Source organism: Methylobacterium sp. P5_C11 (genome assembly GCF_054049775.1).
This window is the reverse complement of record NZ_JBFULS010000032.1, coordinates 1-25296: the sequence shown is the minus strand read 5'-3', so window position 1 is coordinate 25296 and position 25296 is coordinate 1. Positions and strand designations below refer to the sequence as shown.

The following is a 25296-nucleotide window of genomic DNA, read 5'->3' as shown; positions in this document are numbered from 1 at the left end:
CAACGAACGCGGGCGGGCCGATCCGGCGCGACCGCCGGGGCTGGCCGGCCCCGGAACTCACAGGGATGCGAGGCGGACGGCCACCTCGTTCCGACGCAGGAACGGGATCGCGAAGGGCGGATCGTATCCCATGACGAACGGCGGCCCGTCGGCTCTCCGGCCGGCCGCCAACAGCACGTCGGTGAGGACGCGCGTCTGCGCGGCCCGCGCCTCCGGGGTGAGGCGCCCCGAGAAGCGTAACGCCGCGATCCGCTCGGCCGGGACCTCAACCAGCCGGATCCCGGACTCGGTCGGCGCGGGCGCGCCGGCAGCCGCCACCGCGCGCGGCAGGAAGAACCGCATCGTGCCGGTCCCGTCCTGCTCCACCGGGACCGTCATGGCGATGCGCTGCCCGTCGCTCTCTACCGGCGCGGTCATGGCGATGCGCGCGCCCGCCCGGTTCGCGCCGGCGATGTAGCGGAACAGCCGCCCGAAGGCGGCGCCGTCGCCCTGGCCGCGGGCGTCGGTCTCGACCGCCAGACGGGGCGCGTAGCCCCGGATCTCGACCCCGCGGTCGAGGCGCTCGACCACCGTGTAGGCCGGCTGCTCGTAGAGCGCCCGCACGCCGAAGATCCCGAGCACCGACTCCAGGATCGTGACGAGCGCGTACAGGACCCTGTCCATGGCGGAACCTCCGGGCGCGGGCGTCGTCCCGCTGTCCCGGACACATGGCGTCGCGAGCGCGGGGCGACGCCCGCCTGCGGCGTCAGGCCTCCATCAGGTCGGGGATGGCGCTGCGGAGGCGGAAGAAGCCGCGGGTCGCCCGGGGCCAGGCCGCGGAATCCCAGGCCCGGCGAACCCGGAGGCAGCCCTGCGGCAGGGCGTCCGCCGAGGGGCCGACGGGGGTCCAGGCCGTCACCACGGGCAGGTCGCCGGCCCAGCCCTCCCGCACCGGCGCGGCCGCGCAGCCGAAATGGGCCTCCGCCCGGCCCAGGGCATCGGCCAGGGCAGCCGCGTCGGCCGCGCGGACCCGGTCGGCCGCCCCCTCCGCGTGGGCGAGGAGGCCGCCGATCCGGACCACGCGCGCGGCCCCGAGCGGAAGGCTCTCCGGATGAAGGTCGTCGAGGTGCAGGAGCAGGGCGGCCGCGCCGTCCGGCGGGGCGTCGGCGGGGGCCAGGGGCACCTCCCGCGGGGGCATCGCCTCCTCCAGCGGCGCGGCCGTCTCGTCGAGCCCGGCGGGATCGTGGCGGCCCTCCGTGTAGCGGCGGATGTTGTCGCGGCGGGCGCGGTAGGACTTGCCCGGGGTGTGGAGGCCCGCCACCCACCGCCAGGACAGGGTGTTGCTGGCCGGATCGCCGTCGAGGAGATGCCGCAGGAACAGGTCCGCCCCCAGTTCCCAGGGCAGGCGCAGGGTGAAGATCCAGATCGACGCGAACCACATGCGGGCATGGTTGTGCAGCCAGCCGGTCTCGACGAGCTGGGCGGCCCAGGCGTCGAAGCCGTCGAGCCCCGTGCACCCCGCCGCGGCCCCCTCGTAGGTCCGGCGCAGGCCGGGCTCGGCCGCGAGACGCGCCCGCGCCGCTGCCAGCCCGTCGCGATAGGCCGTCCAGGCGCCCGGGTGGGTCTCGAGGTGACCCTTGAAGTAGGTTCGCCAGAACACCTCGGAGACGAAGCTCTCCGCCCCCTTCGGGCCGAAGGCGCGCTGCGCCGCCCGGGCGACCTCGTCCTCGGTCAGCAGCCGGCGGCGCAGGTAGGGCGACAGCACCGAGGTCGTCGGGGTCCCGTCGGGTCCGCGATCCGTGTTCCGGTCCGCCGCGTAGGCCGCGCCGGGGCCGGACAGGAAGGCGGCCAGGGCCTCGAGGCCGGCGGCGCGGGTCATGGGGAGCGGAGGACGGGGCATGCCCCTGATCTAGGCCCCGCGCCGCGATCGTCAGCCTGTCGGAGCCCGGACGAGCGTCACCCGATCCCCGATCCGCCCGGACGTCAGGGGCGCCCGCCCTTCGGCTGCACCCGCTTGGCGCCGATGACCTTGCGCAGCATGCGGGAGACCTGATCGGCGGAGTAGGGCTTGTGCAGCAGCTCGAAGCCGCGGGTCCCCTCCTGGGCGAGGACGTGGCTGTAGCCGGAGGCCAGCACCACCGGCAGGTGCGGCATCCGCTCCCGGAGGAGCCGGGCCAGCGCGATCCCGCCCATGCCGGGCATGACCACGTCGGAGAACACGACGTCGAAGACCGCGCCGTCGGTCCCGAGCTGATCCAGGGCCGCCTCGGCATTCGCCGCCCAGGTGGTCTCGTAGCCGAGATCCTCCAGGATCTGCGTGGCGAAGCGGCCGACCTCGATGTTGTCCTCCACCACCAGCACCCGCTGCCCCGCGCCGCCGGGATCGACGGCGTCCGTCTCGGCGGCGGCGTCGCCGCCGGAGCCCTCGGGCTCGACCTGCGGCAGGTAGAGCGTGAAGGTGGTGCCGCGGCCGGGCGCGCTCTCGACCGCGACGTCCCCGCCGGATTGCTTGGCGAAGCCGAACACCTGGGACAGGCCGAGGCCTGTCCCCTTGCCGACCTCCTTGGTGGTGAAGAACGGCTCGAACACCCGGGCCAGCACGTCGGGCCCGATGCCCGAGCCGGTATCCGTGAGCGAGACCGCCGCGAACGGGCCGGGCGCGCCGGCATGGCCGCGGATCGGCGGCAGCGCCGCGCCGCAGCGCAGCCGCAGGGTCAGCGTGCCCGCGCCGTCCATCGCATCCCGGGCGTTCACCGCCATGTTGACCAGGGCGGTCTCGAACTGGCTGAGGTCGACCCGGATGAAGCAGGGATGGTCCGGCAGGTCGGTCACGACGGTGATGCGGGCGCCCGTGACCGTGTCGAGCAGGTCGGCCACGCTGCGCAGCCGCGCCCCGACATCGAGCGTCTCGGGTTTCAGCGCCTGCCGCCGCGCGAAGGCGAGGAGCTGCCCGGTCAGCTTGGCCGCGCGGTCCACCGTCTCCGAGACGGCGTTGAGGTAGCGGGAGCGCCGCTCCTCCGCCAGATCGGGCCGGCGCAGGAAGTCCACCGACGAGCGGATGATCGTGAGCAGGTTGTTGAAGTCGTGTGCCACCCCGCCGGTGAGCTGGCCCACCGCCTCCAGCTTCTGCGACTGCCGCAACGCCTCCTCGGCGTGCCGCAGCGCCTCGGCCTGGACCTTCTCGGCGGTGATGTCGCGGCCGTAGGCGTAGACCCGGTCCCCCTCGAGAGAGGTGCGCCAGGAGATCAGGCGGGGGGTCCCGTCCTTGTGCCGGTAGCGGTTCTCGAAGTCGGTGAGGTCGTGCGCGGCGGCGGCCGCGTCGAGCGCCGCCTGGGTCGGATCCGCATCCTCGGGCCAGACGAAGTCCAGGAAGCTGCGGCCCACCACCTCGGCCGGCTCGTGCCCGAGGATGGAGTGCCAGGCCGGGTTGACGGCGCGGAATATGCCGTCGGCTCCGACCACGGCGAGCAGATCGCGCGAGTTGCGCCAGACCCGGTCGTGCTCGGCCGTACGCTCGGCCACGCGCTGCTCCAGGGTCTCGTTGAAGCGCACGAGTTCGGCCATGAGCCGCTTCTGGTCGTCGATGTCGGTGCTGGTGCCGACCCAGCGGGCGACCGTGCCATTGGCCGCCAGGACCGGCTGAGCCCGCGCCAGGAACCAGCGGAAGGTCCCGTCGGCGCGCCGCAGGCGATACTCGGACTGGTAGTCGGTCCGCGACCGGACCGCTGCCAGCCATTCCTCGGCCACCCGCTCCTGGTCGTCGGGATGGATGACCGCCCGCCACCCGGCGCCGTCGAGGCTGCCCGGCGGCCGGCCCGCATAGGCATAGACGCGCTCGTTGAACCAGTCCGCGGCTCCGGCCGCGTCGGTCGCCCAGACGAAATTCGGCAGCACCTGCGAGAGGACGCGGAACTGCGCCTCGCTGGCGCGCAGGGCCTCCTCAGCCTGCTTGCGGGCGGTGATGTCGATCGCCGTGCCGACCACGCGCACGCAGCGCCCGTCCTCGAAGATCCCGCGCCCCTTGGCGGCGACCCAGCGCACGATGCCGTCCTCCAGGCCGACGGTACGGTACTCCACGTCGTAGACGGCACGCCGCACCGGATCGAGGGCGGAGGCGTAGGCCGCGCTCGTGGCCTCCCGGTCCTCGGGATGCAGGCCGGCGTAGTAATCGGCCATCGAGACCGGCACGTCGGCCGAGATCCCGAACATCGCCTTGACCCGCGCCGGCCAGAACAGGGTGCCGGCGACGACGTCGACGTCCCAGAGGCCGATCTCCGCCGCCTCGGTGGCGAGCCGCAGGCGCCGCTCGCTCTCCCGCAGCTGCTCCTCGGTCCGCCGCCGCGCCGTGTCGTCGAGATGCAGCCCGTCCCAGATCACGATGTCGCCGACGCGACGGGGCGCCGAGATGATACGGGTCCAGACGAGGCTCCCGTCCGGGCGCCGCATCGGCGCTTCGACGTCGAACTGCGCGAGGTCGCGGATGGCGGTCGCCTCCGCCGCGGCGATCCCGGCCCGGTAATCCGGCAGGATCAGGTCGTAGGCGGCGGCCGGATCGGCGAGCGCCGCCTCGGCCGCCACGCCGGTCATGCGCTCGAACCCCTGCGAGACGTAGAGGAAGCGCCGGTCCGAGCCGTCGAGGGGGGTGGCCAGCTGGAAGACGTAGCCCCCCGGGAGGTGGTCGGTCAGCGCGCGGATCCGCGCCTCCGCCTCGCGCAGGCGCTCCTCGGCCCGGACGCGGCCGGTCGTCTCCGTGCAGACGCAGAACATGCCGGCGACCCGGCCCGCCTCGTCGCGCACCGGCGAGTAGGAGAAGGTGAACCGGGTCGGCTCGTCGTAGCCGTTCCGGTTCATGACCAGCGGCATGTTCTCGGACCACGTCGCCGCGCCGGCGAGCGCCGAGTCGATCAGCGGCCTGATCTCCGGCCAGATCTCCGACCAGATGTTGCAGAAGCGGTCGCCGAGCGCCGCGGGATGCTTGTCGCCGAGGATCTCCGCGTAGGCCTCGTTGTAGAGGAACACGAGGTCGGGTCCGAACGCCACGAACATCGGGAATCGGGATCCGAGCATCAGGCTCACCGTCGCCTGCAGACAGGGCGCCCAGCGCTCCGGCCGTCCGAGCGGCGAACCCGACCAGTCGTGGGCGCGCATCCGGGCACCCATCTCCCCGCCATCCGCGAGGAAGGGTGGAAACGCGGTCCTCACGATCTCAGACATCGGATCCAGACGGGCTCCACGGTGTGTGTCCCTTGGCCTCACACCACCGGACCGGTCGCAGGACCGGCCGAGGCGGCGGCCATCGCGCCGGCGTGGCGGGCCGCGCGGCGTCCGCACCCCATCGGTGCCCCAGCACGCGGTGCGGCGCAACCGGGCCGGCGGCGTCGCGCCGTCCGGCGGCCCGCCGCGCGGGCGCTTCAGGCGCTCTTGTCGCGGCCCGAGATCAGGCGGAGCTGTGCCGTCGGGCGGGCCGCCAGCGCGGCGGCGACCTTGCCCTCGAGCTCGCCCACCCGGAACGGCTTCAGCACGATCCCGTCGGCCCCGACGGTGCCGGCCTCCGTCAGCGCCGTGGTATCGGCGAAGCCGGTGACGAACAGCACCGGCAGCGCCGGCCAGCGCTTCCGGATCTCCACCGCCGTCTCGGCCCCGTTCATGCCGGGCATGGCGAAATCCATCACCACGAGGTCGACGCCCGGGTCCGCCTCGAGGGCGGCCAGGGCCTGGAGGCCGGAGGCCGCCTCGCGCACGGCGTAGCCGGCCTCGACCAGGCGGGTCGTGGTCACCTCGCGCACCTCGGGGTCGTCGTCGACCACCAGGAGTTGGGGCTTGTTCCCGGGCGGGCGCGGGCGCGCGGCTTCCATCGGCACCAGGGCGCGGGGCGCCGCCGTCTCCGCGGCCCGCGGCAGATAGACCTTGATCGAGGTGCCCTCGCCGGCAGCCGTGTCGATGCGGATGCCGCCGCCGGACTGCTTGATGAAACCGTAGACCTGGGCGAGCCCGAGACCCGATCCCTTGCCGACCTCCTTGGTGGTGAAGAACGGCTCGAACACCCGGGCGAGGACGTCCGGCGTCATGCCGGTGCCGGTGTCGCTCACCGCCACCATGACGTAGCTGCCGGGCGACGGCTGCTCGGGCCGCGTCGGCGCCCCGGTGACGCTGACGTTGGCGGTCTCGATGGCGAGCCGGCCGCCGACCGCCATCGCGTCGCGGGCGTTGATGGCGAGGTTGAGGATCACGAGTTCGATCTGGGTGGCGTCGACCAGGGCCGGCCACAGGTCGGGCTGGAGCGTCGTCTCGATCCGGACCGCGCCGCCGATGGAACTCTGCAGCAGGTCGCGCATCGAGCCGACCGTCTGGTTCAGGCTGACGGGCGTCGGCTCCAGGCGCTGGCGCCGGGAGAAGGCGAGAAGCTGCGCCGTGAGCCGGGCACCACGCTCGGCGGCTCCGCGCATCATGTCGAGGCGGCGCTTCGAGCGGGCGTCCGAGACGGCGCGCTCCAGGAACTCGATGTTGCCGGCGATGACCGTGAGCAGGTTGTTGAAGTCATGCGCGACGCCGCTCGTGAGCTGCCCGACCGCGTCGAGGCGCTGGGCGAGCCGCAGGGCGTCCTCCGCCCGCTCCCGCTCCACGATCTGAGCCTGCAGGGCGGCGTTCGCCTCGGCGAGTTCCCGGGTGCGCTCGGCGATGCGCACCTCCAGCGTCTCGTTGAGCGCCTGCAGGGCGGCCTCGGCGGCGCGCTTGTCGGCACGCGCCCGCGCCTCCGCCAGCGCCCGGACGATCGTGCGCGGCATCCGGTCGAGGCGCTGCTTGACGACGTAGTCGGTGGCGCCGTTCTTCAGGGCCTCGACGGCCACGTCCTCGCCGAGCGTGCCCGAGCAGAAGATGAACGGGATGTCCGGGCATTGCGCCCGGGCGATGCCGAGGGCGCTTACCCCGTCGAAGGTCGGCAAAACGTAGTCCGCCAGGATCAGGTCGTGCCGGCCGGGCATCGCCGAGCGGGCGAAGTCGTCGCGGGTCATCACCCGCTCGATCTCGATCGGATGCCCGAGCATCTCCAGCTCGGCCTCGATCAGCTCGGCGTCGAGGTCGCTGTCCTCCAGGTGGAGGATGCGCAGCGAGCCCGCGGCGCTTCCGATCACGCGTTCGATGGCCAGCCTCCCCGGAACGGCGGCGGCTCGTTGAGCAGCGCCCAGAACACGCCGATCTCCTTGATCGCCACGAAGAACTCATCGAAGCCCACGGGCTTCACCACGAAGGCGTTCACCCCGAGGTCGTAGGACCGCACCAGGTCGGTCTCCTCGCGGGAGGAGGTCAGCATGACCACGGGGATCTTGCGGGTGGCCGGGTCGCCCTTGATCCTGGCGAGCACCTCCAGCCCGTCGACCTTGGGCAATTTCAGATCGAGCAGGACCACGGCGGGATCCTGGGCCAGCCGCTTCTCGTACGCACCCCGCCGGTAGATGAAGTCGAGGGCCTCGGCGCCGTCGCGGCAGATGACGATCTCGTTGGCGAGCTGGCTCGATTCGAGGGCCGCCAGCGTCAGCTCGATGTCGTTCGGGTTGTCCTCGACCAGGAGGATGGGCTTCAGTCCCGCCATCTCAGTGTGCCTCCTCCCGCAGGGGCAGGGTGAAGTAGAAGGTGGCGCCCCGACCGAGCGTTCCATCGGCCCAGGTCCGTCCGCCGTGGCGCTCGACGATGCGGCGGACGTTGGCGAGGCCGATGCCGGTGCCCTCGAACTCCTCGACCCGGTGCAGGCGCTGGAAGACGCCGAACAGCTTGTCGACATAGGCCATGTCGAAGCCGGCGCCGTTGTCGCGGACGTAGTAGACCGCCTCCCCGTCCCGGGGCGGCAGGCTGCCCACGGCGATCACCGCCTCCCGGGTGTCGCGGGTGTACTTCACGGCGTTCGACAGCAGGTTCTCGAGGACGAGCCGCAGCATCACCGGGTCGCCGTAGGCACGGCCGAGGGGCGCGATCTCCCAGCGGAGGGTCCGGTCGGGCGGGACGTCGCGCAGAACCTTGCGGCGGACCTCCTCGACCAGGGCGTTCATGTCGCCCCAGACCTTGTTCAAGGCGTGCCGGCCCATCTGCGAGAAGGCCAGGAGGCTGTCGACCAGGGTTCCGGCCGAGAAGGCCGCCTCGATGATCGTCTCCACGTAGTGCCGGCCCTTGTCGGACAGGGTGGCCCCCTCGCGGTTCTTGAGCAGGTTCGCGTAGCCGACGATGTGGCGGAAGGGCGCGCGCAGATCGTGGCTGACCGAGTAGGAGAAGGCCTCCAGTTCCTTGTTCGAGCGCTGCAGCTCCTCGCTCATGCTGGCCAGTTCCTCCGCCCGGCGCAGCACGATGCCGAGCACCGAGGCGCGCAGGTCCTTGGCGGCCTCGACCTCCGGAACGGACCAGGGCAGGGAGCGCCCCTTCACGGTTTCCTTCCAGATCTCGAACGACTTGCGCGGGTGCAGCCGGTCCGATCCCCCGGCGGGGTCGGGCTCGACGGCCTTCACAGGGTTGCCGCCCCACTTGACCGTCCGCACGACCTCGGGTCTGAACCAGAGGATGTAGCTCGCGTATTTCTTCGAGACCGAGATCGCGAGCAGGCCGCTCGCCCGCTCGGCGAAGGACGCGGCGGGCGGAAACGCCTCCGACAGGGCTTCGGAGGCGAAGACCTCGTCCGTGTCCGCGCGCTCGGACAGCCAGCGGTACAGGGTGCGCACCTCGGACTCCGTCGGCGTCGCCCCGAGGCGCCGGCAGCGGTCCGCCGTCACCACCGCGGCACCGGACGCGTTCACCAGGGCCAGGACGTCGTCGGGATGGTTGAGCAGGCCGTCGACGAAGCTGTCCTCCTCGGCCATGAAGCCGAGCAGGCGCGCCTGCACGGCGCCGAGCGCCAGCCGCGTCTCGGACTGGGCGGCCCGCTCGCGGGCCGCGAGCTGCAGCGCGAAGATCTGGGTGAGCACGTCACACGCATTGCGCGCCTGGAGCGGCACGCGCTTGGGCTCGCGGTTGTGGCAGGAAATCAGGCCCCAGAGCGCGCCGTCGACCAGGATGGACACTGACATGGAGGCCATCGTGCCCATGTTGCGCATGTACTCGACATGGACCGGCGAGACCGAGCGCAGCACTGACTGGCTGAGGTCGAGGGGCTTGCCCGTCGGCGTCGTGGTCGGCCGGATCGGCACGGGACCATAGCCGGCATCCGGGATGATGCGCAGGCGGTTCCGCCGGTAGAGTTCCCGCGCCTGGACGGGGATGTCGGAGGCGGGGAAGCGCAGGTCGAGGTAGGAGGGCAGCACGCCGTTTCCGGCCTCCGCCAGCACTGTGCCGTGCCAGTCCCGGTCGAACCTGTAGACCAGGGCGCGATCGAGACCCGTGATGTGGCGGATGTCCTCGGCGACGAACTGGCAGAGGTCCTCGACGGTGCGGGCGGTATGCAGGCGCTCCACGAAGGCCCGCAGGCGCGGGGTGAGCACGTCGGCGCCGAAATCGACTGCGGCCGCGTCGATCTCCTCGAGTTCCACCACCACGAGGTCGTCGACCCGATGCGCCGCCACCTCGTAGGCCTGGCGTCCGCCGCCCGACTCCAACGTCACGGTGCGGAGGTAGAGAGCCCCGTCGTGGGGCTCCGCCGCGTCGAGGTAGTGATGCAGCACCGCGGCGAGGTCGGGCAGCGCTGCGTCGAGGATCGTCCCGACCGCCGCCGCCGCGGGCGCGTTCGCGCTGGCCTGGACGATGGCGCGGGACCGGGAATCGAGGCAGAGCAGGAACCCGTGCGGCTGGATGCTGCCGACGACGTGAATGGGCTCGCGATCACAGGCCGTCAGGTCGAGGCTCTGGGCCGCGCCGCTTTGAAAGTTCAAGCCGAGGTTCGCCTTCTCACCGGGTCGGTCGCGGTTGCAGGGCGCCTGTTAGCAGCCGAACTGGTTGGCTCCTATAGTCTAAAAGGACTGGGCTGGGTCGCGCGTCCCGTCCGGCGGCTGGCCACCCCCGGGGCCGGCGACCTGCTCCGGCCCGCCCGCGCGGCACCAGGCCGCACGGCCGGGGGCAGCCCCCGGCCGGTGCGACGGTCGGCATCGGGATCGCGCCCCTGGCGTCACCGCAGCGGACCGGATCAGCCGGCCCGGAAGCATCGATGCGCGAGGCTGCGCAAGGCAACGCCCAGGTCGGCGCTGCGGGCGATGGGATCGATGGCCGTTGTGAACAGACGCAAGATCAGGGCTCTGCGCTGCTGGGAATCGGGGTCGAGGCGGATCTCGATCCGGGCATCGACCGACTCTGCCAAGCGGGCCGAGACCCAGCCGGCCTCCTCGATCCATGCCGTCATCGGCGTCCCGGGCGCCACGCCGTCCGGCAGCACGGCCTGCAGGAGGGCGCTCTCCAGGCCCAGACACGCCAGCGTCACCGAGTACATGGACCCGTCGACCTCGATCCGGGTCGGCTCGCCGACCACGAACCGCTCCGCCCCGCGCGGACGCTCGAAGCACACCAGGAACGCGACGAAGCTGAACAGCATCTCCACGCCCGCCCAGATCAGGTTGAAGAAGTCGATCGGCGCGATCTCCGTGGCTCCGTAGGGGGATGCGAAGGACCACCCGATCGAGCCGGCCGACAGGAGGGCAATCCCTCCGAACCCCGCCGCCATGCGCCAGCGTACGATCGATACCGCGCGGTCACCGCCCTTATCGGTCACCTTGAAGGGCCGACCGAAGGGGCGGATTGCCGCCGAGGCGAGCCTGAGGGTGATCGCCAGGGCGGTCATGATGTGGGTCACCTCCATGAATAGGGTCAGCGTACGCCGGCCTGAGATCCAGCCGCCGTAGACCCAAAGCGCCAGGAGGGCGGGAACGCCGTAGCGCAGGAAGGAGAGGTAGTCCGCCTCGAAGGCCGGGATGTCGAAGATCCAGTAGATCGACGGTGCTGCCAGCCTCAGGACGATGAACGGCTTGCACAACCAGTTCAACACGCCGTGCAGGTAGTGCGGCCGCTTGGCCACGCTGTAAGGCGGGGGATGCTCGAAGCGTAGAGCTACCCCGTCGGCGAGACCTCGCGCCGGAGACCATCGAGGAGCTGATCCGTCTGCTGACGGCGGCCCAGCGCCCGCAGCGTCAGGGCGGCTTGCGCCATGCCTTCGATCCAGACACCGTCCGGTCATCGTTGAAGTCGTAGCCGCCCGGGAGCCTCATGCTGCGCGCGGCAAGGTCGAGGGCGCGGCGCCACGCGACCGGCGCGTCGGCCACGCCGATCTGTGGCCAGAGCTGCGTGTTGAACCGCGTCGGGTTTCCCGGAGGCCGCTCGGTTTGGGTCGGGCGGCCAAGGCTTGGACCTCGACCTGAGCGGGAGGCCCGTCCCCGACAGGTTCGAGCGACCGGCGGTGGCTGTCGCCGTCGACCCATTCCAGCGGGACGTGCGCGACCCCCGCGGACGCGCGCCGCGGCCCGTGGGTCACCTCTGCCGTGCGCAGGTCGATCAACGTTTCGGCGCGAGTCTTGTTGCCGGTCTGCGGGATGGGGGACCCGTTGAGCCACAGACCAACGCCGACTCAGCTTACCGCATCGAGCGTCTGCTGCTGGGTACGAAACGCGAGTTGCTTCAGGGCGACCGCGCACGCATTGGTCACGTGGAGTCGGGCCAGGGCCTCCGCTTTCGCGGCGTCGCGGGCCTGAAACGCTTCGACCAGGGCGTCGATCTCGGCGAGGCTGTGTGGCAGCCGCTCGGCATGCATCAGGGATGTCGCGCGCAGCAGGTTGATCCGTGAGTAGAAGCCGCGAAGGATCTCGCAGACCAGAGCGTTCCCGCAATTGCTGAGCATGACATCGTACAGGACGCCCTTGGCGCGCAGGACGCGATCGGTGTCGCCGCTGCCGGCCGCCTCACGCAGAAGCCGGGCCGCCTGCCCGAACGCGAGGATCGCCGCGTCCGAAGCCTGGATGGCGAATTCGTGCGCCGCGTAGCCCTCCAGGACGGCGCGCAGCGCGTAGAGCTGGCGCGCTTCCTCCACCGAGATCGAAGCCACGACCGGGCCGCGATGCGGGACCGTATGGACGAGCTTCTCGGCTTCCAGCCTGCGCAGAGCCTCGCGGACGGAGGCGCGGCTGACGCCGAGCCCCTCGCACAATTCGCGCTCGATCAGCCGCTCGCCAGGCGCGTAGACGCCCGAGGTGATCGCCTCGCGCACTGCGTCCTCCACCTTTCGACGGAGCGTATCCGGCTGGATGGCCCTGATCTTGTTCATCGCCTGGCGTTCACGGATCGATATCGAGCCGAACGGGTGGCATGGCGCGCCGTCGGGTGGCAAGGCAGGCTGCGAGATGTGCCCCGAGGCCGGCCTGTTGTCGCGCCCGTCGTCCGGTCGGCCGGTTCGGCCGTCAGGCCCGGCGCCGGGCGGCCAGTTCGTCGCGCAGGATCGGAGCGGCCAGCTCCGCGCCGTGCATGCCGATCAGGCTGACGATCTCGAGGACCTCCATGAGTTCTTCCTGGGTCGCGCCGTAACCGAGGGCGTTCTTCATGTGCATCTTCAGGCCCGGCACGTAGAGGTGCGTCGCCGCCGCGTCGAAGGCGCAGTAGACGAATTCCTTCATCTTCGGCGTCAGGACGCCGTGGCGCCAGGGCCAGGCCGAGAAGTCGAGATACCCCTCGAACAGGTCGGGATCGAGTTCGAGGAGACCGTCCCAGAACGTGTGCCAATAGCCCCGGTCGCGGGTGAAATCCGCCTTCAGCTGCTCCTGCCGCGGCGTCAGCGGCGCGGGGCCGCTCCGCTGGCCGGCCTCCTCCAGCACCTCCAGCAGCAGCGGCACGCCGATGTTGCAGGCGTGGATGCCGAGGGTCGCCGTCAGCGCCAGGACCTCCATGATTTCGTCGGCCGTCGCGCCGGCGTCGAGGGCGTTGCGGATCTGGCGGCGAACGCCGGGCGCGTACAGGTGGGTCGCTGCCGCCGCGGCCGAGAGCGCGATCAGGGCGCGGTCCTTCGCGCCGAGATAATTCTTGCGGACCGGGACCGTCGCCAACCGAGCCCAGGCGTCGAGGAAGCCGGGCGACAGATCGGCCAGCGCGACCTGCGCCTCGTCCCAGTAACCGAGCTGCTCCGCGACGGCGTGCCGGAGGGCTTCCGGGTTCGGCGCGGTCCCGGTCATGCCGTGGCTCCGGCGTAATCGGCCTCGACCACCTCGTCCTGCCAGTCGGTCTTGCCGAGCGAGATCGCCGTGTGGAGCAGGTAGCTGTCGGCGGCCGCGCCATGCCAGTGCCGCTCGTCCGCGGGGATCCAGACGGTGTCGCCCGCCCGGATCGGCTGCGCCGGCTGGCCCGCGACGCAGATCCAGCCCTTGCCGGCGGTCACCTGCAGGATCTGGCCCTGCGCGTGCGTGTGCCAGAAGGTCCGCGCACCCGGGGTGAAGAAGACGTTGTTGATGGTGACGCCGCCCGTCGACGGCATCACCGGGTCGGCCCAGACCTGTCCGGTGAAGGTCGCCCCGCGGCTCTCGGATTTCGCGCTCTTCTCGCGGCCGTGGAAGATCTGCATCGTATCCTCTCAGTTCTCGTGGAGCCGGACGCCGCCGGAAATGTCGCCGATGGCATCGACGACGCGGTTGGAGATGACGTCGCCGTAGCCGAGCGCCGTGGCGAGGCCGAAGCTCGCCATCGGGCCGGACGCGTTGAGTGAGGCGACCCCGAGTTCGTGCAGGAGATCGGCGTAGAGCACGACGTCCTTGGTCATCAGCCTGCCGGTCAGGCCGCCTTCCAGGTAATCGCCGTCCACGATCTTCGGAAAACGGTTCAGCGTCGCGAAGTTGACGCCGCTGGAGGCGTTCAGCACCTTCAGGAGCCGGTGCAGGTCGAGCCCGGCCTTCTTGCCCGCGACCATGACCTCCGCGGTGGCGGCGAGGCTGACGGCGTTCAGGAAGTTGTTGAGCAGCTTGGTCGTGTGGCCTGCCCCGGAGCCGCCCATGACGACGACCGTCCGGGCGATCGGCGCGAACACCCAGCCGAGCCGGTCGATCACCGCCGGATCGCCGCCGACCATCAGGGTCAGCGTGCCCGTCTCGGCCGCCGCCGCGCCGCCCGAGATGCCCGCGTCCACGTAGGCGACGCCGCGCTCGGCCAGGGCGGCGGCGATGCGGCGCGTCGAGCTCGCCGCCGCCGTGCTGAGATCGACGACGATCTGCCCGTCCCGGCATCTAGCGAGGATGCCGCCGTCGCCGAGGACGACGCGCTCGACCACCTTGCTGTCGGGCAGGGACATCAGGATCACGTCGGCCTCTCCGACGACCGCGCCCGCGGAGGCGGCGGCCGTCGCGCCCCAGCGGGAAGCGGCCTCCCGGTCTGTGTCGAAGCCGACGACCGCGATGCCCGCCCCGGTCAGGCGTCGCGTCATGCGGCCGCCCATGTTGCCGAGCCCGATGAAGCCGATCCGATTCCCGTTCATGCTGCGTCCTCCGCGCGGCGGCCGGCTCAGTGGCCGGTGCCGAAATCGACGTCCTTGGTCTCGGGGCCGATCAGCGCGCCCACGGTGCCGATCACGCCGCCGATCATCAGCAGGACCACGGGCGTCAGCGCGAGCGGCATCAGCGCGCTCAGCCAGTCCATGTAGAAGGCGTAGAAGGACGGGATCACCACCGAGAGGCTGAACCCGATGCCGAAGCCGGTGGCGCGGACATCCGTGGCGAAGCGCTCGTTGATGTAGGTGACGATCACGCCCCAGGGCGACGTCACGATGACCGCCAGGACGCTGACCAGCAGCACGCGGGTCCCGAACGCCATCTCGGGCGTGACGGTCAGCGTGTAGAGGATCCACGCGCCGACGGTCGCGATCAGCGGGCCGGCAATGACGAAGAAGCGTCGGCGGCCGATCAGCTGGCCCAGCAGGCCGGAGCCGATATAGCTGAAGAACAGGATCGTGTAGCAGATCATCAGCGTCGCGGTCAGCGCGAAGCCGTTGAGGTGCAGGGTCTTCACCAGCAATCCGGTCGGCATGTAGATGGTGATGATGTTCTGGGTCATCCAGAATCCGGTCATCAGCAGCAGGACTTGCAGGAGATCGCGGCCGCCCTTCCCGGACAGCAGCCCCGACATGGGCGACGTCTCGGCCTGGACTGCCCCGGCGGCGGCCTCCTTCTTCCAGACCTCCGATTCCGAGACCTTGTGGACGTAGTAGAGGGCGAGCAGGCCGGCCAGCGCCGCGCCGACGATGAAGGGGATCCGCCAGCCCCAGACCGTATAGGGCGACCCGGGTCCGTTGAGCGGGAACAGGTAGAACATCAGCATCGTGATAAGGTTGATGCTGACATAGGCGGCCGGAAAGCCCGCGATGATCAGTCCGCCGACGAAGCCGCGCTTGTCCTTCTTCGAATACTCGATGGCGAGCGGCATCGCCCCCGTGTAGCCGCCGCCGAGGAAGATGCCGTCGAGGAACCGCAGCAGGACCAGCAGGATGTACGAGGCGAGGCCGAGCGTCTCGTAGCCGGGCAGCAGGCCGATCAGCAGCGTGATCACGCCGAAGCCCGCCACCGAGTAGATCGAGGCGGCCCGGCGCCCGACCCTGTCGGCAATGAGACCGAAGATCAGGGCGCCGATCGGGCGGCCGAGCAAGGTGGTGATGAAGACCAGCGACGCCAGGACCGTCTCCACCTGAGGGGACAGGTTCTTCGGCTGGAACATGAACATCACCGGCGCCAGCGCGACCACCGGCAGGTAGATGTCGAACATGTCGATGTATTCGGAGAAGAACGCACCCCGGATAGCGCTCCGACGCCTCTCCTCGATCGACTGGGACGCGGGCGAGACCGCTCCCGCCGAATCCGTTGCCAAGGCTGCCGACGTGACCGTCATGGCGTCTCCCTCCCTGTGATCGTGCCGCGCATTTTTTTGACTGCGTCGGTGCTGGAGGCGCGGGCTTGCGCCCGCGCATCGGTCCGCGGGATCAGCGTCCGCCGGCCTGCTCCGCGTCCCACGAGGCGATCGCCGCGGATGCGGTCCGGAAGGCGGCGAGCGCCGCCGGGGCGCCGCAATAGACGAGTGCCTGCATCAGCACCGCCTGGATCTCGTCCTTCGTCACGCCGTTGTTGAGGGCGCCTTTGACGTGGACCGCGAGTTCGTGGTGCTGGTTCATCGCGGTCAGCATCGCGATGTTGAGCATGCTGCGGGTCTTGAACGGCAGCGTCTTGTCGCCCCAGACCGCGCCCCAGCAATATTCGGTCACCAGCTGTTGGACCGGGCGATTGAACGCGTCGGCGTTGGCCCAGGATTTTTCCACGTGGGCGGCACCGAGGACGGTCTTCCGGTTCTCGAAACCCTTGCCGAATAGCTCGCTCTCGTCGGACATATCGTTCTCCTGATCGTGGCCGACGCGCGAAGCCGCCGGCCGTCGTGCGCGGGCCGAGAGGCCGGCGCTGGTCAATCGAGGCCGAAGCCGATCATCGCCTTGGTCTCGAGGTATTCGAGGAGGCCCGCCTCGCCCCATTCCCGGCCGTTGCCGGACTGGCGGTAGCCGCCGAAGGGCGCGTGGACGTCCGGGGGCGGATAATTGATGTGGACCTGCCCGCCGATCAGCCGCCGCGCCACCGCGCGCGCCCGGTCGCGGTCCCGCCCCTGCACGTAGGCGGCGAGCCCGTAGCGCGACCCGTTGGCGATCGCCACCGCGTCGTCCTCGCTGTCGTAGGCGAGGATCGACAGGACCGGGCCGAAGATCTCCTCGCGCGCGATGGTCATGTCGGGGGTCACGTCGGCGAACACGGTCGGGCGGACGTAGAAGCCGTGGGCGAGGTGGTCCGGCCGCTCCGGGCCGCCGGCGACGAGCCGCGCGCCCTCCGCGATGCCGGTGCGGATCAACCCCACGACCCGCTCGTACTGGCTGCGATTGACCACCGGGCCGAGGTCGGTCTCGGGATCCGCGGTCGGGCCGAGCCTGAAACCGGACGCGGCCTCGGCCGCGATGGCGGCCGCCTCGTCCATGCGCGCCCTGGGCACGAGCATCCGCGTCGGGATGGAGCAGGACTGGCCGGAATTGGTGCAGCAGGCCGCGACGCCGCGCCGGACCGCCTGTTCGAAGTCGACGTCCTCGAGCAGGATGTTGGCGGACTTGCCGCCGAGCTCCTGCGCGACACGCTTGATGGTCGGGGCCGCCGCCCGGGCGATCTCGATCCCGGCGCGGGTCGATCCGGTGAACGAGACCATGTCGATCCCCGGATGTGCGGCGATCGCGGCGCCGACGCCGGGGCCGTCCCCGTTCACGAGGTTGAACACGCCCGGCGGCACGCCCGCGTCGTGCAGGACCTGCGCGAACAGCATCGCGCTGACGGCCGAGTACTCGCTGGGCTTCAGTACCATCGTGCAGCCGGCCGCGAGCGCCGGGGCGATCTTCACGACGATCTGGTTGATCGGCCAGTTCCACGGCGTGATCAGGCCGCAGACGCCGATCGGCTCGCGCCGGATCCGGGTGGTGCCGCGATCTTCTTCGAAGGCGAAGCGCTCCATCACCTCGATCAGCGCGCTGAGGTGCGCCGGCCCCCGCGCCGCCTGACCCTTGCGGGCGAAACCGATGGGCGAGCCCATCTCCTGCCGGATCGTCTCGGCGAAGGTCTCGAACCGCTCCTCGAAGAGCGCGAGGATCCGGCGCAGCAGCGCGACGCGCGCGGCGGGCGCCGTCTCCGAGAAGGCCGGGAAGGCGGCGCGGGCCGAGCGGACGGCCCGGTCGACGTCCTCGGCATTGCCGAGCGCGAGGGTGCCGAACGCCGTCTCGGTGGCGGGATCGATCAGCGGGAACGGCCGGCCCGCGGCCGGCTCGACCCAGGCTCCGTCGATGTAGAAGCGGCTCAGATCCGGGAGCGCCATCGTCTCATGCCCCCTTGGCCAGCAGGCGGTACATCTCGGTGTGGTCGGCCGTGGGCTCGACCACCCCGGCGATCGCGTGCCAGGTCTCGATGCAGTGCCGGCCGAACCCGAGCGGGTAGTCGACAGACTCGGCCAGGGCACCGGCGATGCCGAGATCCTTGTCCATCAGTTTCAGCGAGAAGCCCGAGGCGAAACTGCCGCTGAGCATGAACTGCTTCACCTTGTTCTCGGAGGTGTTGCTGCGCCCGGACGAGGCGTTGAGCACATCGGTCATGGCCTCCGGCGCGATCCCGAAGCGCTGCGCCACGTGCAGCGCCTCGACGGTGGCGAGCAGGCCCGCGGCGGAGACGAAGTTGTTCAGCGCCTTGGCGGCATGGCCCGCTCCCGCCGGGCCGATATGCAGGACGGAGGTGCCCATCACTTCCAGCACCGGCCGCCAGCGGGCGAGGAGATCCGCCTCGCCGCCGACGAGGATCGCGAGCGTGCCGTCCACCGCCCGCCGCACGCCGCCCGAGACCGGCGCATCGAGATAGCCGAGCCCTTTTCCGGCAAGCCGCTCGCCGAGGGCGCGGGACCGCACCGGCTCCGACGAGCTCATGTCGATCACGGTGGCGCCGGCCGTGAGCGCGTCGGCCCAGCCCCCATCGAGCAGCACCGCCTCGACGATGGCCGAGTTCGGCAGCATCGTGATCAGCAGGTCGAGCCCGGCCGCGTTCTCCCGCGTCAGGGTCGTCGCGCCAAGGTCCCGGCCGAGCGCGTCGGTCCGGGCCGCATCCGCGTCGAGCAGGCGGAGCGCGTGCCCCGCCTTGGCGAGGCACCGGCTCATGGGGTCGCCCATCATGCCGAGACCGATGAAGCCGATGGTTCTCTGTTCCATGCCGTGACTGTCCTTCTGGGCGACCACCGGACGGGTCCGGCGTCGCGTGTCCCCGTCAGCGCAGGGCAGAGAAGTCCGTGGGGGTGAGGAAGGTGTTCTCGATCCGGGCGACGATCGGCCGGTCCTTCTCGGTCTCGGCGCGGGCGGCGATCCAGTCCGGATCGGCCTGGAACGCGTTCCAGCGAGCCTCGCGCTGCGCCATGTCGTCCCACTTGAGCAGGTAGGTGAGCGCGTGGTTGTCGGGACCGACGAGTGTGGTCCAGAAGCCGATCTGCTCGATGCCGTATTTCTGGAAGAAGCCGAGCGTCGTGGAGCGGAACCGCTCCAGCAGGGCCGGCAAGCGGGTCGGGGCGCAGTAGTAGACGCGCATCTCGACGATCATGGAATCCTCCGGTCAGGTGGTCGGTGAAGCGGTCGGGGGCAGGTCGACGCGCGCGATCCAGCCGGCGACGTCGTCGGCTGCCGGCGGGTAGATCGCGAGAACCTGCGGATCGTGTCCCGGGATGATGTGATCCTCGGACTCGGCCAGACGCCGGACAGTCCGGTAGCCCTCGAACATGTCGCCGACGTTGTAGACGATCGGATAGGCGAGCCGGCGTCCGATATTGGCGTAGAAGTGCGCGGCGTCGGAGGCCAGCACGACCCAGCCGCGCGCGGTCCGGACCCGGACGATCTGCAGGCCGTCCGAGTGGCCGCCGACCCGGTGAAGGGTGATCCCCGGATAGAGCGTGTCGGTCGTCTCGCGGAAGCGGACGCGGTCATCGAACAGCCGGTCCACCATCACTTTCACGTCCTCGGCGGCGAAGGGGTGGCGGACCTCCGGGTGACACATGCACCGGCCGGTGCAGAAGGCCATCTCGCGTTCCTGGACATGGAAGCGGGCCTTCGGAAACAGGTCGTGGTTGCCGGCATGGTCGTAGTGCAGATGGGTCAGGACGACGTCCTCGACCTGCAGTGGGTCGATGCCGATCCGGGCCAAGCCCTCCTCGACCGGCCGCACGATGTCGCGGCCCCGCTTCGTCGCCATCGCCCGGTCGAAGCCCGTGTCGACGACGATCGTCCTGCCGCCGCCGACCACGACCCAGACGAAGTAATCAATCGGCATCGGGCCATCGTGGATGTCCCCGCCGATGAAGTTTTCGCGGGCCATACGGTGATGATGCGCGTACTTGATCGCGTAGATCTTGTAGATCTCTGCGTCCATGCGGGCGTTTCCTTCAGGCGGCCGGTTGACCCGGCTCTTCCTCGCGGATGCATCTCATCCGCGAGCAGAATGGAGCACATCGTCCGACAATCTGTCAATCAGGCAAAATCGGGTCTACCCCCGCCGATCAGGCCGGCACGCTCGGGCGGCGCATCGCGAAGCCGAACACCCAGAGGGACAGGCCGAGATTGATCGCCGCCACAGCCAGCATCACCTCCAGCAGCGGCAGGAGGCCGAACGCTTCGGCGATGTAGCCGCAGGCCAGGGGCGTGATCGCCTGGCCGAGGAGCGGGAGGCGGGCGAGCCGGCCCATCGCGGCCGCGTATTCGCCCTGTCCGTAGAGCGCCAGCGGCAGCGTGCCCCGAACGACGGTGCGCATGCCGTTGCCAGCGCCATAGAGCAGCATCGCGAGCCACGCCAGGGACGGGATCGTCGCCAGCAGCAGGAGCCCCAGCCCGACGCTGGCGCTCGACAGCAGCAGGGACCAGGCCGGATGGGCGCGGCGCCCGAAGGCGAGTTCGACGACGCGCACGCCCACTTGGGCGGGACCGATCAGGCCGGTCAGGGCCACCGCAGCGGTCCCGCCGACGCCCAGGATCTGGAGCAGGTTGAGCAGTTGCACCGAGGCGGCGGTCATGATCATCGCCGCCATCGTGAAGGTCACGGCGAGGAGGCGCTCGGCCGGCAGGCGCGCGGCTCCGGCCGAGCCGGCCGGCTCGTAGGGCCGGGGCGCCACCGCCGGCTCGACCGCGACCCGGCGCAGGGACGGGAGCGCCCAGGCGAAGAGCGGTACCACCACGGCGCCGCACAGAATCGCGTAGGTGAGGCAGGCTCCGCGCCAGCCGACGTGATCGACCAGGACGCGCGTCGCGGGCCAGCACAGTGACACAGCGAAGCCCGACGAGATCGCGATCTGGGTCATCGCCCCGCGCGCGGCACCGCCATAGGCCTGGCCGATCGCCGCGAAGAGCGGGTCGTAGAGGCTCGCCGACATGCCGAGGCCGGCGATCACCCAGGCGATCAGGAAGACCGGCAGGCTCTGCGCGGCCGCCATCAGAGCCAGACCTGCGGCGACGATCAGGGCGCCGACCACCAGGACCGGCCGTCCGCCGCGATGCCGGATCATGCGGCCGACGAAGGGCGCCGGAAGGCTAGAGACGAAGATCGCCAGCGAGAGTGCGCCCACCACCATCGCCTGCGGCCAGCCGGTATCCGCCACGATCGGGTCCGAGACGACCGCGGTGAGGAAGAACGTGCCGCCCCACAGGATGATCTGCGTCACGCCGAGGGCGGCATTGCCGGTGAGCGTCGGACGCGACGGCGTCTCGGGCGGCTCGGAACTGCGCGCGGTTGGGGCGCCGGGCACGATGATGACGTCTCCGCTTGGTCGCGTTCGAGGCTGCAGGGCTCTGAGCTTCACTAGCGCGGAGCCGTGCTCTGCAGCCCCGCAATCCTTGATCTGCAGCCGTGCACGGGCCTCGGAGGCCAAAGCCGGCCGGCCTGGGAGCGCTCTTCGCCGACGCGGTCACCGGTTCGGCGCGAGAACGGGTCAAACAAAGGGTTAAGGGCCGCGACGGATCCTCCGGCCACGGTCCACGACAGCGACGCCATCGTCACAGAATGAGGCGCGGGTCCCCTCGCCCGAGCGGGAGAGGCGGCCTGTCGCGCCCGTCCAGGCCGTCGGCCTGACTGTCGTGTCCCGGCTCCTCCGGCAGGAACCGCGCGACCGCGTCGTGGATCGTCGCGACGATCTCCGCTTCCCGACGCACGAAGTCGTCGAGCAGACCGGACACCGCGACCGCCAGAGGGCGGCCCTTGCCGTCGATGCGCCTGGGCAGCGGCACCGCGATCGAGCCGGCGCCCGGCGTGACGAGGCCGCGGGAGAAGAAGTGCCCATCCCGCCGCAGCCGCGCCAGGTTGGCCAGAACGGCCGCGAGCGCGATCGGCGGCTGTTCCGGCGGGGCCTCCGCGTTCGTGCGGCGGACCAGCGGGCCGATCTCGGCCTCGGGGCTGTCGGCGAGGAGCGCGGTGCCGGTCGCCGACCAGATGACGAGGCGGCGCGTGCCGGGCGGGACGTGGAAGCGCATGGCGGTGCGCGCCTGCAGGACGTGGACGTATTGCGAGAAGATCGCGTTGCGCGCGGCGAGGATCACTGTGCCGCCCGCGCGCTCCGACAGGTGCTCGAGCATCCGCACGAGGCTGCCGTCGCGCACCGGCCCCTTGTCGAGCCACGCGCCCAGGAGCGCCACCCGGGGCGACGGCAGGAAGCTGCGGCTCGCCGGGTCGTAGTCGAGGTAGCCGAGGCGGACGAGGCTCTTCAGCAGCACCGACGTCGAGGATTGCGGGACGTTCAGCCGGGTCGCGATCTCGGAGACGCGCGCCTCGCGCTGGATCTCGTCGAACAGCTCCAGGATCTGCAGTACCCGTCCGGCGGACTTCACCAGGGTCAGATCCGAGCCGGCCGGATCGGCCCCGACGGTCAGGTCCGTGCACGCATGGCCCGCGTCGATCGCGCCGGATGTCCGGCCGCGCTCACCCACGCCCGAACCCGCGGGACCGTGTTCCCGGGATCGGCACCGCTCGCCCCCCGGGTCGAACCGACCCCTTTCGTCCGCGACAGGGTTCGTGGTGTTCGCGGCGCATGGTCGGCGCATCCCCCGGTGGCGGCGGCATGAGCCTGCGTCGCCGCGTGGCGGCAGTATAGCGCCGGAGCGATCGCGGCCTTCCATCACACATGTGATATTCTTCAACAGATGGGCGATGGCGGTTGAAGCCGGATCCGCCCTCTGCCCTACTCTCCGCGTGCCGGATTGGCCTGACCGACCGGCACCGGAGACCGCGCGACACATGCGGCCCTGTCCGGGAGGAATGCCGATGCCGATCCGCCTCGCGGCCGTCGCCGCGCGCCTCCTCGCCGCCGCGCTGATGCTACCGGTCGTCGGGGGAGCGGTGCGCGCCGAGACGACGTCCGTCCGCATCGGCCTGCAATACGGCCTCGTCTACCTGCCGGTGATGATCGCGCAGAGCGAAGGCCTGTTCGACAAGCGCGCCAAGGCGGCGGGGCTCGACGGGTTGTCGGTCACGCTGACCCGCTTCAGCGGCTCGACGGCGATGAACGACGCGCTGCTCTCCGACAGCGTCGAGCTCGGCACCCTCGGCTCCGCCGGCGCCCTGATCGCCTGGGACAAGACCCGCGGGCGCCAGCAGATCAAGAGCCTCACCGCCCTGAGCTCGGTCGTCTACACGCTGTTCACCGGCAAGCCCGGCGTCACCGCGCTCAAGGACTTCACCTTCGGCGACAAGATCGCGGTCCCGGCCTTCAACTCGCCCCAGGCGATCCTGCTGCGGATCGCGGCGGCGCAGCAGCTCGGCGATGCCGCCAAGGCCGACGCGCTGATGGTGAGCCTGCCGCATCCGGACGCCACCGCGGCCATGCGGGCCGGCCAGGGCATCGCCGGCTACTTCTCGACGCCGCCGTTCACGCAGGTCCTGCGCGCGGACCCCAAGCTGCGCGCGATCATGACCTCCACCGGCCTGATCGGCGACGGCGACATCACCGCCGCGACGCTGAACGCCAAGCAGGGCTTCGTCGATGCGAATCCGAAGGTCGCGCAGGCGATCCTGGCCGGGATGGAGGATGCGGTGGCGCTGATCCGCAGCGATCCGAAACGCGCGGCGGCGATCTATCTCGCCTCCGAGCAGGTTCAGATCGATCGCGCCCAGGTCGAGGCGATCCTCACCGACGGGACCATCGTCTACGACGTGGCGCCGAAGGGCATGGTCAACCTCGCCAAGGCGATGGCGACGCAGGGCTTCCTGCGGAAGGTGCCGAGCGACTGGCAGGAGATCTTCTTTCCCGGCCTCCAGGGCCGCGACGGGAGCTGAGCGGCGCGATCCGGCGCCACCCGCACGATCGGCCGAGTACACAACCCCGATGCAGAGTTTCCGCTTCAATGCCGAGCCGCTTCCGGCCGAGGCCGAGGCCGCCCGCGCTTCCGTCCGCGCCTTCCTGGACGCCGAGCTGGCGGCCGGGCATTTCGTGCCGCACCGGACCTCCTGGACGACCTTCGACGCCGCCTTCAGCCGGCGCGCGGGGGCGGCCGGGTTCATCGGCCTGACCCTGCCGGAAAGCTATGGCGGTCACGCCCGCTCCGGCCTGGTCCGCTTCGTCGTCACGGAGGAGATGCTGGCCGCCGGCGCCCCCTGCGGCGCGCACTGGATCGCCGACCGCCAATCCGGACCGCAGATCCTGCGGCACGGCACCGAGGCGGCCAAGCGGGCGATCCTGCCGCGCATCTGCCGGGGCGACTGCGCCTTCGGCATCGGCATGAGCGAGCCGAATTCCGGCTCGGACCTCGCCGCGGTGCGGACGCGCGCGGTGCGCGACGGCGACGGCTGGGTGATCAACGGCTCCAAGATCTGGACGACGAACGCCCATCAGGTCGATTACCTGCTGGCCCTCGTCCGGACGGGGGAGCCCGGGCCGGACCGGCACGGCGGCCTGACCCAGTTCATCGTCGACATGGCGGCCCCCGGGGTGACGGTGCGGCCGATCCTCGACCTGTCGGGCCACCACGAGTTCAACGAGGTGTTCTTCACCGATTACCGCGTCGCCGACGCGATGCGGGTCGGCGCCGAGGGCGCGGGCTGGGGTCTCGTCACGGAGGAACTCGCCTTCGAGCGCTCGGGGCCGGACCGTTTCCTGTCGGATTACCGGCTGCTCGTCGAACTCATCGACCGGATCGGGCCGGAACCGGACCGGTTCCAGGCGGTCGAGACCGGGCGGATGGTGGCGCAGCTCACCGCGCTGCTGGGCATGTCGGCCTCGGTGGCCCGCCTCCTCGACCGGGGCATCGTGCCGGGCGTCGAGGCGGCTCTGGTCAAGGACGTCGGCAACAGCTTCGAGCGCGCGGTGCCGGAGATCGCCCGGCGGCTCGTGCCGGTCGAGCCGAGCCTCACGGCGCAGGGCGACGCCTTCCGCGAGGCGCTGGGCGGCGTGACCCTGCGGGCGCCGTCCTTCACGCTGCGCGGCGGCACCCGTGAGGTCCTGCGCGGCGTCATCGCCCGGGGGCTGGGGCTGCGATGAGCGGGACCGAACACGCGGCGGACGGTGCCGGCGACGAGCTTGCCAGGATCGTCCTGGATCAGGTCGAGCGGCTGCTCGCCCAGAACCTCACGCCGACGCTGCTGTCGGCCTGCGACGGGGCCACGGATGCGGACGCCTGGCCCGGCGATCTCTGGACGGCGCTCGCCGCGGGCGGCCTGCCGCTGGCGCTGGTGCCCGAGGCGGAGGGCGGGATCGGCCTCCCGGCCGCCACCGTCGCGCGGCTGATCCGACGCTGCGGCCAGGCCGCCCTGCCCCTGCCGCTGCCCGAGACGATCGTCGGCGCGGCGCTCTGGGCATCGTCGGCGCGGCGCTCTGGGC

21 protein-coding genes and 1 pseudogene are annotated in these 25296 nt (G+C 71.1%); 3 read left to right on the top strand and 19 right to left on the bottom strand.

Features of this window, described 5'->3' with window-relative positions; all coding sequences use genetic code 11:
* Positions 1-57: 57 nt before the first annotated feature.
* The 19 genes from ACXJKQ_RS17155 to ACXJKQ_RS17065 all read right to left on the bottom strand — a co-directional run bounded on the left by ACXJKQ_RS17155 (position 58) and on the right by ACXJKQ_RS17065 (position 22411).
* Positions 58-663 (bottom strand): SOUL family heme-binding protein, encoded by a 606-nt coding sequence (locus tag ACXJKQ_RS17155; protein ID WP_457106939.1) that lies wholly within the window; start codon positions 661-663, stop codon positions 58-60.
* A gap of 82 nt (positions 664-745) precedes the next feature.
* Positions 746-1879 (bottom strand): FAD-binding domain-containing protein, encoded by a 1134-nt coding sequence (locus ACXJKQ_RS17150; RefSeq protein ID WP_457106938.1) that lies wholly within the window; start codon positions 1877-1879, stop codon positions 746-748.
* A gap of 83 nt (positions 1880-1962) precedes the next feature.
* Positions 1963-5193: a PAS domain-containing protein gene (locus ACXJKQ_RS17145; RefSeq protein ID WP_457106937.1), complete on the bottom strand. Its 3231-nt coding sequence runs from the start codon at positions 5191-5193 to the stop codon at positions 1963-1965.
* Between the two features lie 197 nt (positions 5194-5390).
* A complete protein-coding gene (locus ACXJKQ_RS17140; RefSeq protein ID WP_457106936.1) occupies positions 5391-7112 on the bottom strand; it encodes a response regulator in 1722 nt (573 codons plus the stop codon).
* Positions 7109-7570, bottom strand: a complete 462-nt coding sequence (locus ACXJKQ_RS17135) for a response regulator (RefSeq protein WP_457106935.1) — start codon at positions 7568-7570, stop codon at positions 7109-7111. Before ACXJKQ_RS17135 ends, ACXJKQ_RS17140 begins: the two co-directional genes overlap by 4 nt.
* Before the next feature lies 1 nt (position 7571).
* On the bottom strand, positions 7572-9827 hold the full coding sequence (locus ACXJKQ_RS17130) for an ATP-binding protein (RefSeq protein ID WP_457106934.1): 2256 nt from the start codon (positions 9825-9827) through the stop codon (positions 7572-7574).
* Positions 9828-10078: 251 nt separating this feature from the next.
* Positions 10079-10960 carry a hypothetical protein gene (locus tag ACXJKQ_RS17125; protein ID WP_457106933.1) on the bottom strand — a complete coding sequence of 294 codons (882 nt, stop codon included), beginning with the start codon at positions 10958-10960 and terminating at the stop codon, positions 10079-10081.
* 546 nt (positions 10961-11506) lie between these two features.
* On the bottom strand, positions 11507-12199 hold the full coding sequence (locus tag ACXJKQ_RS17120; protein WP_457106932.1) for a GntR family transcriptional regulator: 693 nt from the start codon (positions 12197-12199) through the stop codon (positions 11507-11509).
* A 133-nt stretch (positions 12200-12332) separates the two neighbouring features.
* The gene (locus ACXJKQ_RS17115; protein WP_457106931.1) at positions 12333-13097 is read right to left on the bottom strand and encodes a carboxymuconolactone decarboxylase family protein; all 765 of its coding nucleotides are present in this window, start codon (positions 13095-13097) and stop codon (positions 12333-12335) included.
* The gene (locus ACXJKQ_RS17110) at positions 13094-13483 is read right to left on the bottom strand and encodes a cupin domain-containing protein (protein ID WP_457106930.1); all 390 of its coding nucleotides are present in this window, start codon (positions 13481-13483) and stop codon (positions 13094-13096) included. The genes ACXJKQ_RS17115 and ACXJKQ_RS17110 overlap by 4 nt, the downstream gene beginning before the upstream one ends.
* A gap of 9 nt (positions 13484-13492) precedes the next feature.
* Positions 13493-14416, bottom strand: a complete 924-nt coding sequence (locus ACXJKQ_RS17105) for an NAD(P)-dependent oxidoreductase (RefSeq protein WP_457106966.1) — start codon at positions 14414-14416, stop codon at positions 13493-13495.
* Positions 14413-15789, bottom strand: coding sequence for an MFS transporter (locus tag ACXJKQ_RS17100; RefSeq protein ID WP_457106929.1), 1377 nt, complete (start codon positions 15787-15789; stop codon positions 14413-14415). Before ACXJKQ_RS17100 ends, ACXJKQ_RS17105 begins: the two co-directional genes overlap by 4 nt.
* A gap of 91 nt (positions 15790-15880) precedes the next feature.
* Complete coding sequence (locus ACXJKQ_RS17095) at positions 15881-16282, bottom strand: carboxymuconolactone decarboxylase family protein (RefSeq protein ID WP_457106928.1); 402 nt, start codon at positions 16280-16282, stop codon at positions 15881-15883.
* 71 nt (positions 16283-16353) lie between these two features.
* Positions 16354-17790 carry an aldehyde dehydrogenase family protein gene (locus tag ACXJKQ_RS17090; protein WP_457106927.1) on the bottom strand — a complete coding sequence of 479 codons (1437 nt, stop codon included), beginning with the start codon at positions 17788-17790 and terminating at the stop codon, positions 16354-16356.
* Between the two features lie 4 nt (positions 17791-17794).
* A complete protein-coding gene (locus tag ACXJKQ_RS17085; RefSeq protein ID WP_457106926.1) occupies positions 17795-18667 on the bottom strand; it encodes an NAD(P)-dependent oxidoreductase in 873 nt (290 codons plus the stop codon).
* A 55-nt stretch (positions 18668-18722) separates the two neighbouring features.
* Positions 18723-19049, bottom strand: a complete 327-nt coding sequence (locus ACXJKQ_RS17080) for an NIPSNAP family protein (protein WP_012320199.1) — start codon at positions 19047-19049, stop codon at positions 18723-18725.
* A 12-nt stretch (positions 19050-19061) separates the two neighbouring features.
* Entirely contained in the window at positions 19062-19871 is an 810-nt protein-coding gene (locus ACXJKQ_RS17075; RefSeq protein WP_457106925.1) for an N-acyl homoserine lactonase family protein, read from the bottom strand.
* A 127-nt stretch (positions 19872-19998) separates the two neighbouring features.
* On the bottom strand, positions 19999-21237 hold the full coding sequence (locus tag ACXJKQ_RS17070; RefSeq protein ID WP_457106924.1) for an MFS transporter: 1239 nt from the start codon (positions 21235-21237) through the stop codon (positions 19999-20001).
* 247 nt (positions 21238-21484) lie between these two features.
* Positions 21485-22411, bottom strand: a complete 927-nt coding sequence (locus ACXJKQ_RS17065) for an IclR family transcriptional regulator (RefSeq protein WP_457106923.1) — start codon at positions 22409-22411, stop codon at positions 21485-21487.
* Between the two features lie 334 nt (positions 22412-22745).
* On the opposite strand from ACXJKQ_RS17065, the gene ACXJKQ_RS17060 reads away from it, so the two are divergent.
* The 3 genes and pseudogenes from ACXJKQ_RS17060 to ACXJKQ_RS17050 all read left to right on the top strand — a co-directional run.
* Positions 22746-23756, top strand: a complete 1011-nt coding sequence (locus ACXJKQ_RS17060) for an ABC transporter substrate-binding protein (protein WP_457106922.1) — start codon at positions 22746-22748, stop codon at positions 23754-23756.
* Positions 23757-23805: 49 nt separating this feature from the next.
* Complete coding sequence (locus tag ACXJKQ_RS17055; RefSeq protein ID WP_457106921.1) at positions 23806-24957, top strand: acyl-CoA dehydrogenase family protein; 1152 nt, start codon at positions 23806-23808, stop codon at positions 24955-24957.
* Positions 24954-25296: pseudogene (locus ACXJKQ_RS17050) on the top strand (acyl-CoA dehydrogenase family protein); the annotation flags it as partial. The gene ACXJKQ_RS17055 and the pseudogene ACXJKQ_RS17050, both read left to right, overlap by 4 nt.

What these genes read in the sequence shown, in the direction of transcription:
- ACXJKQ_RS17155 (WP_457106939.1), bottom strand. Translation starts at nt 663, where the DNA reads ATGGACAGGGTCCTGTACGCGCTCGTCACGATCCTGGAGTCGGTGCTC.
- ACXJKQ_RS17150 (WP_457106938.1), bottom strand. Translation starts at nt 1,879, where the DNA reads ATGCCCCGTCCTCCGCTCCCCATGACCCGCGCCGCCGGCCTCGAGGCC.
- ACXJKQ_RS17145 (WP_457106937.1), bottom strand. Translation starts at nt 5,193, where the DNA reads ATGTCTGAGATCGTGAGGACCGCGTTTCCACCCTTCCTCGCGGATGGC.
- ACXJKQ_RS17135 (WP_457106935.1), bottom strand. Translation starts at nt 7,570, where the DNA reads ATGGCGGGACTGAAGCCCATCCTCCTGGTCGAGGACAACCCGAACGAC.
- ACXJKQ_RS17120 (WP_457106932.1), bottom strand. Translation starts at nt 12,199, where the DNA reads ATGAACAAGATCAGGGCCATCCAGCCGGATACGCTCCGTCGAAAGGTG.
- ACXJKQ_RS17115 (WP_457106931.1), bottom strand. Translation starts at nt 13,097, where the DNA reads ATGACCGGGACCGCGCCGAACCCGGAAGCCCTCCGGCACGCCGTCGCG.
- ACXJKQ_RS17110 (WP_457106930.1), bottom strand. Translation starts at nt 13,483, where the DNA reads ATGCAGATCTTCCACGGCCGCGAGAAGAGCGCGAAATCCGAGAGCCGC.
- ACXJKQ_RS17100 (WP_457106929.1), bottom strand. Translation starts at nt 15,789, where the DNA reads ATGACGGTCACGTCGGCAGCCTTGGCAACGGATTCGGCGGGAGCGGTC.
- ACXJKQ_RS17095 (WP_457106928.1), bottom strand. Translation starts at nt 16,282, where the DNA reads ATGTCCGACGAGAGCGAGCTATTCGGCAAGGGTTTCGAGAACCGGAAG.
- ACXJKQ_RS17090 (WP_457106927.1), bottom strand. Translation starts at nt 17,790, where the DNA reads ATGGCGCTCCCGGATCTGAGCCGCTTCTACATCGACGGAGCCTGGGTC.
- ACXJKQ_RS17085 (WP_457106926.1), bottom strand. Translation starts at nt 18,667, where the DNA reads ATGGAACAGAGAACCATCGGCTTCATCGGTCTCGGCATGATGGGCGAC.
- ACXJKQ_RS17080 (WP_012320199.1), bottom strand. Translation starts at nt 19,049, where the DNA reads ATGATCGTCGAGATGCGCGTCTACTACTGCGCCCCGACCCGCTTGCCG.
- ACXJKQ_RS17075 (WP_457106925.1), bottom strand. Translation starts at nt 19,871, where the DNA reads ATGGACGCAGAGATCTACAAGATCTACGCGATCAAGTACGCGCATCAT.
- ACXJKQ_RS17060 (WP_457106922.1), top strand. Translation starts at nt 22,746, where the DNA reads ATGCCGATCCGCCTCGCGGCCGTCGCCGCGCGCCTCCTCGCCGCCGCG.
- ACXJKQ_RS17055 (WP_457106921.1), top strand. Translation starts at nt 23,806, where the DNA reads ATGCAGAGTTTCCGCTTCAATGCCGAGCCGCTTCCGGCCGAGGCCGAG.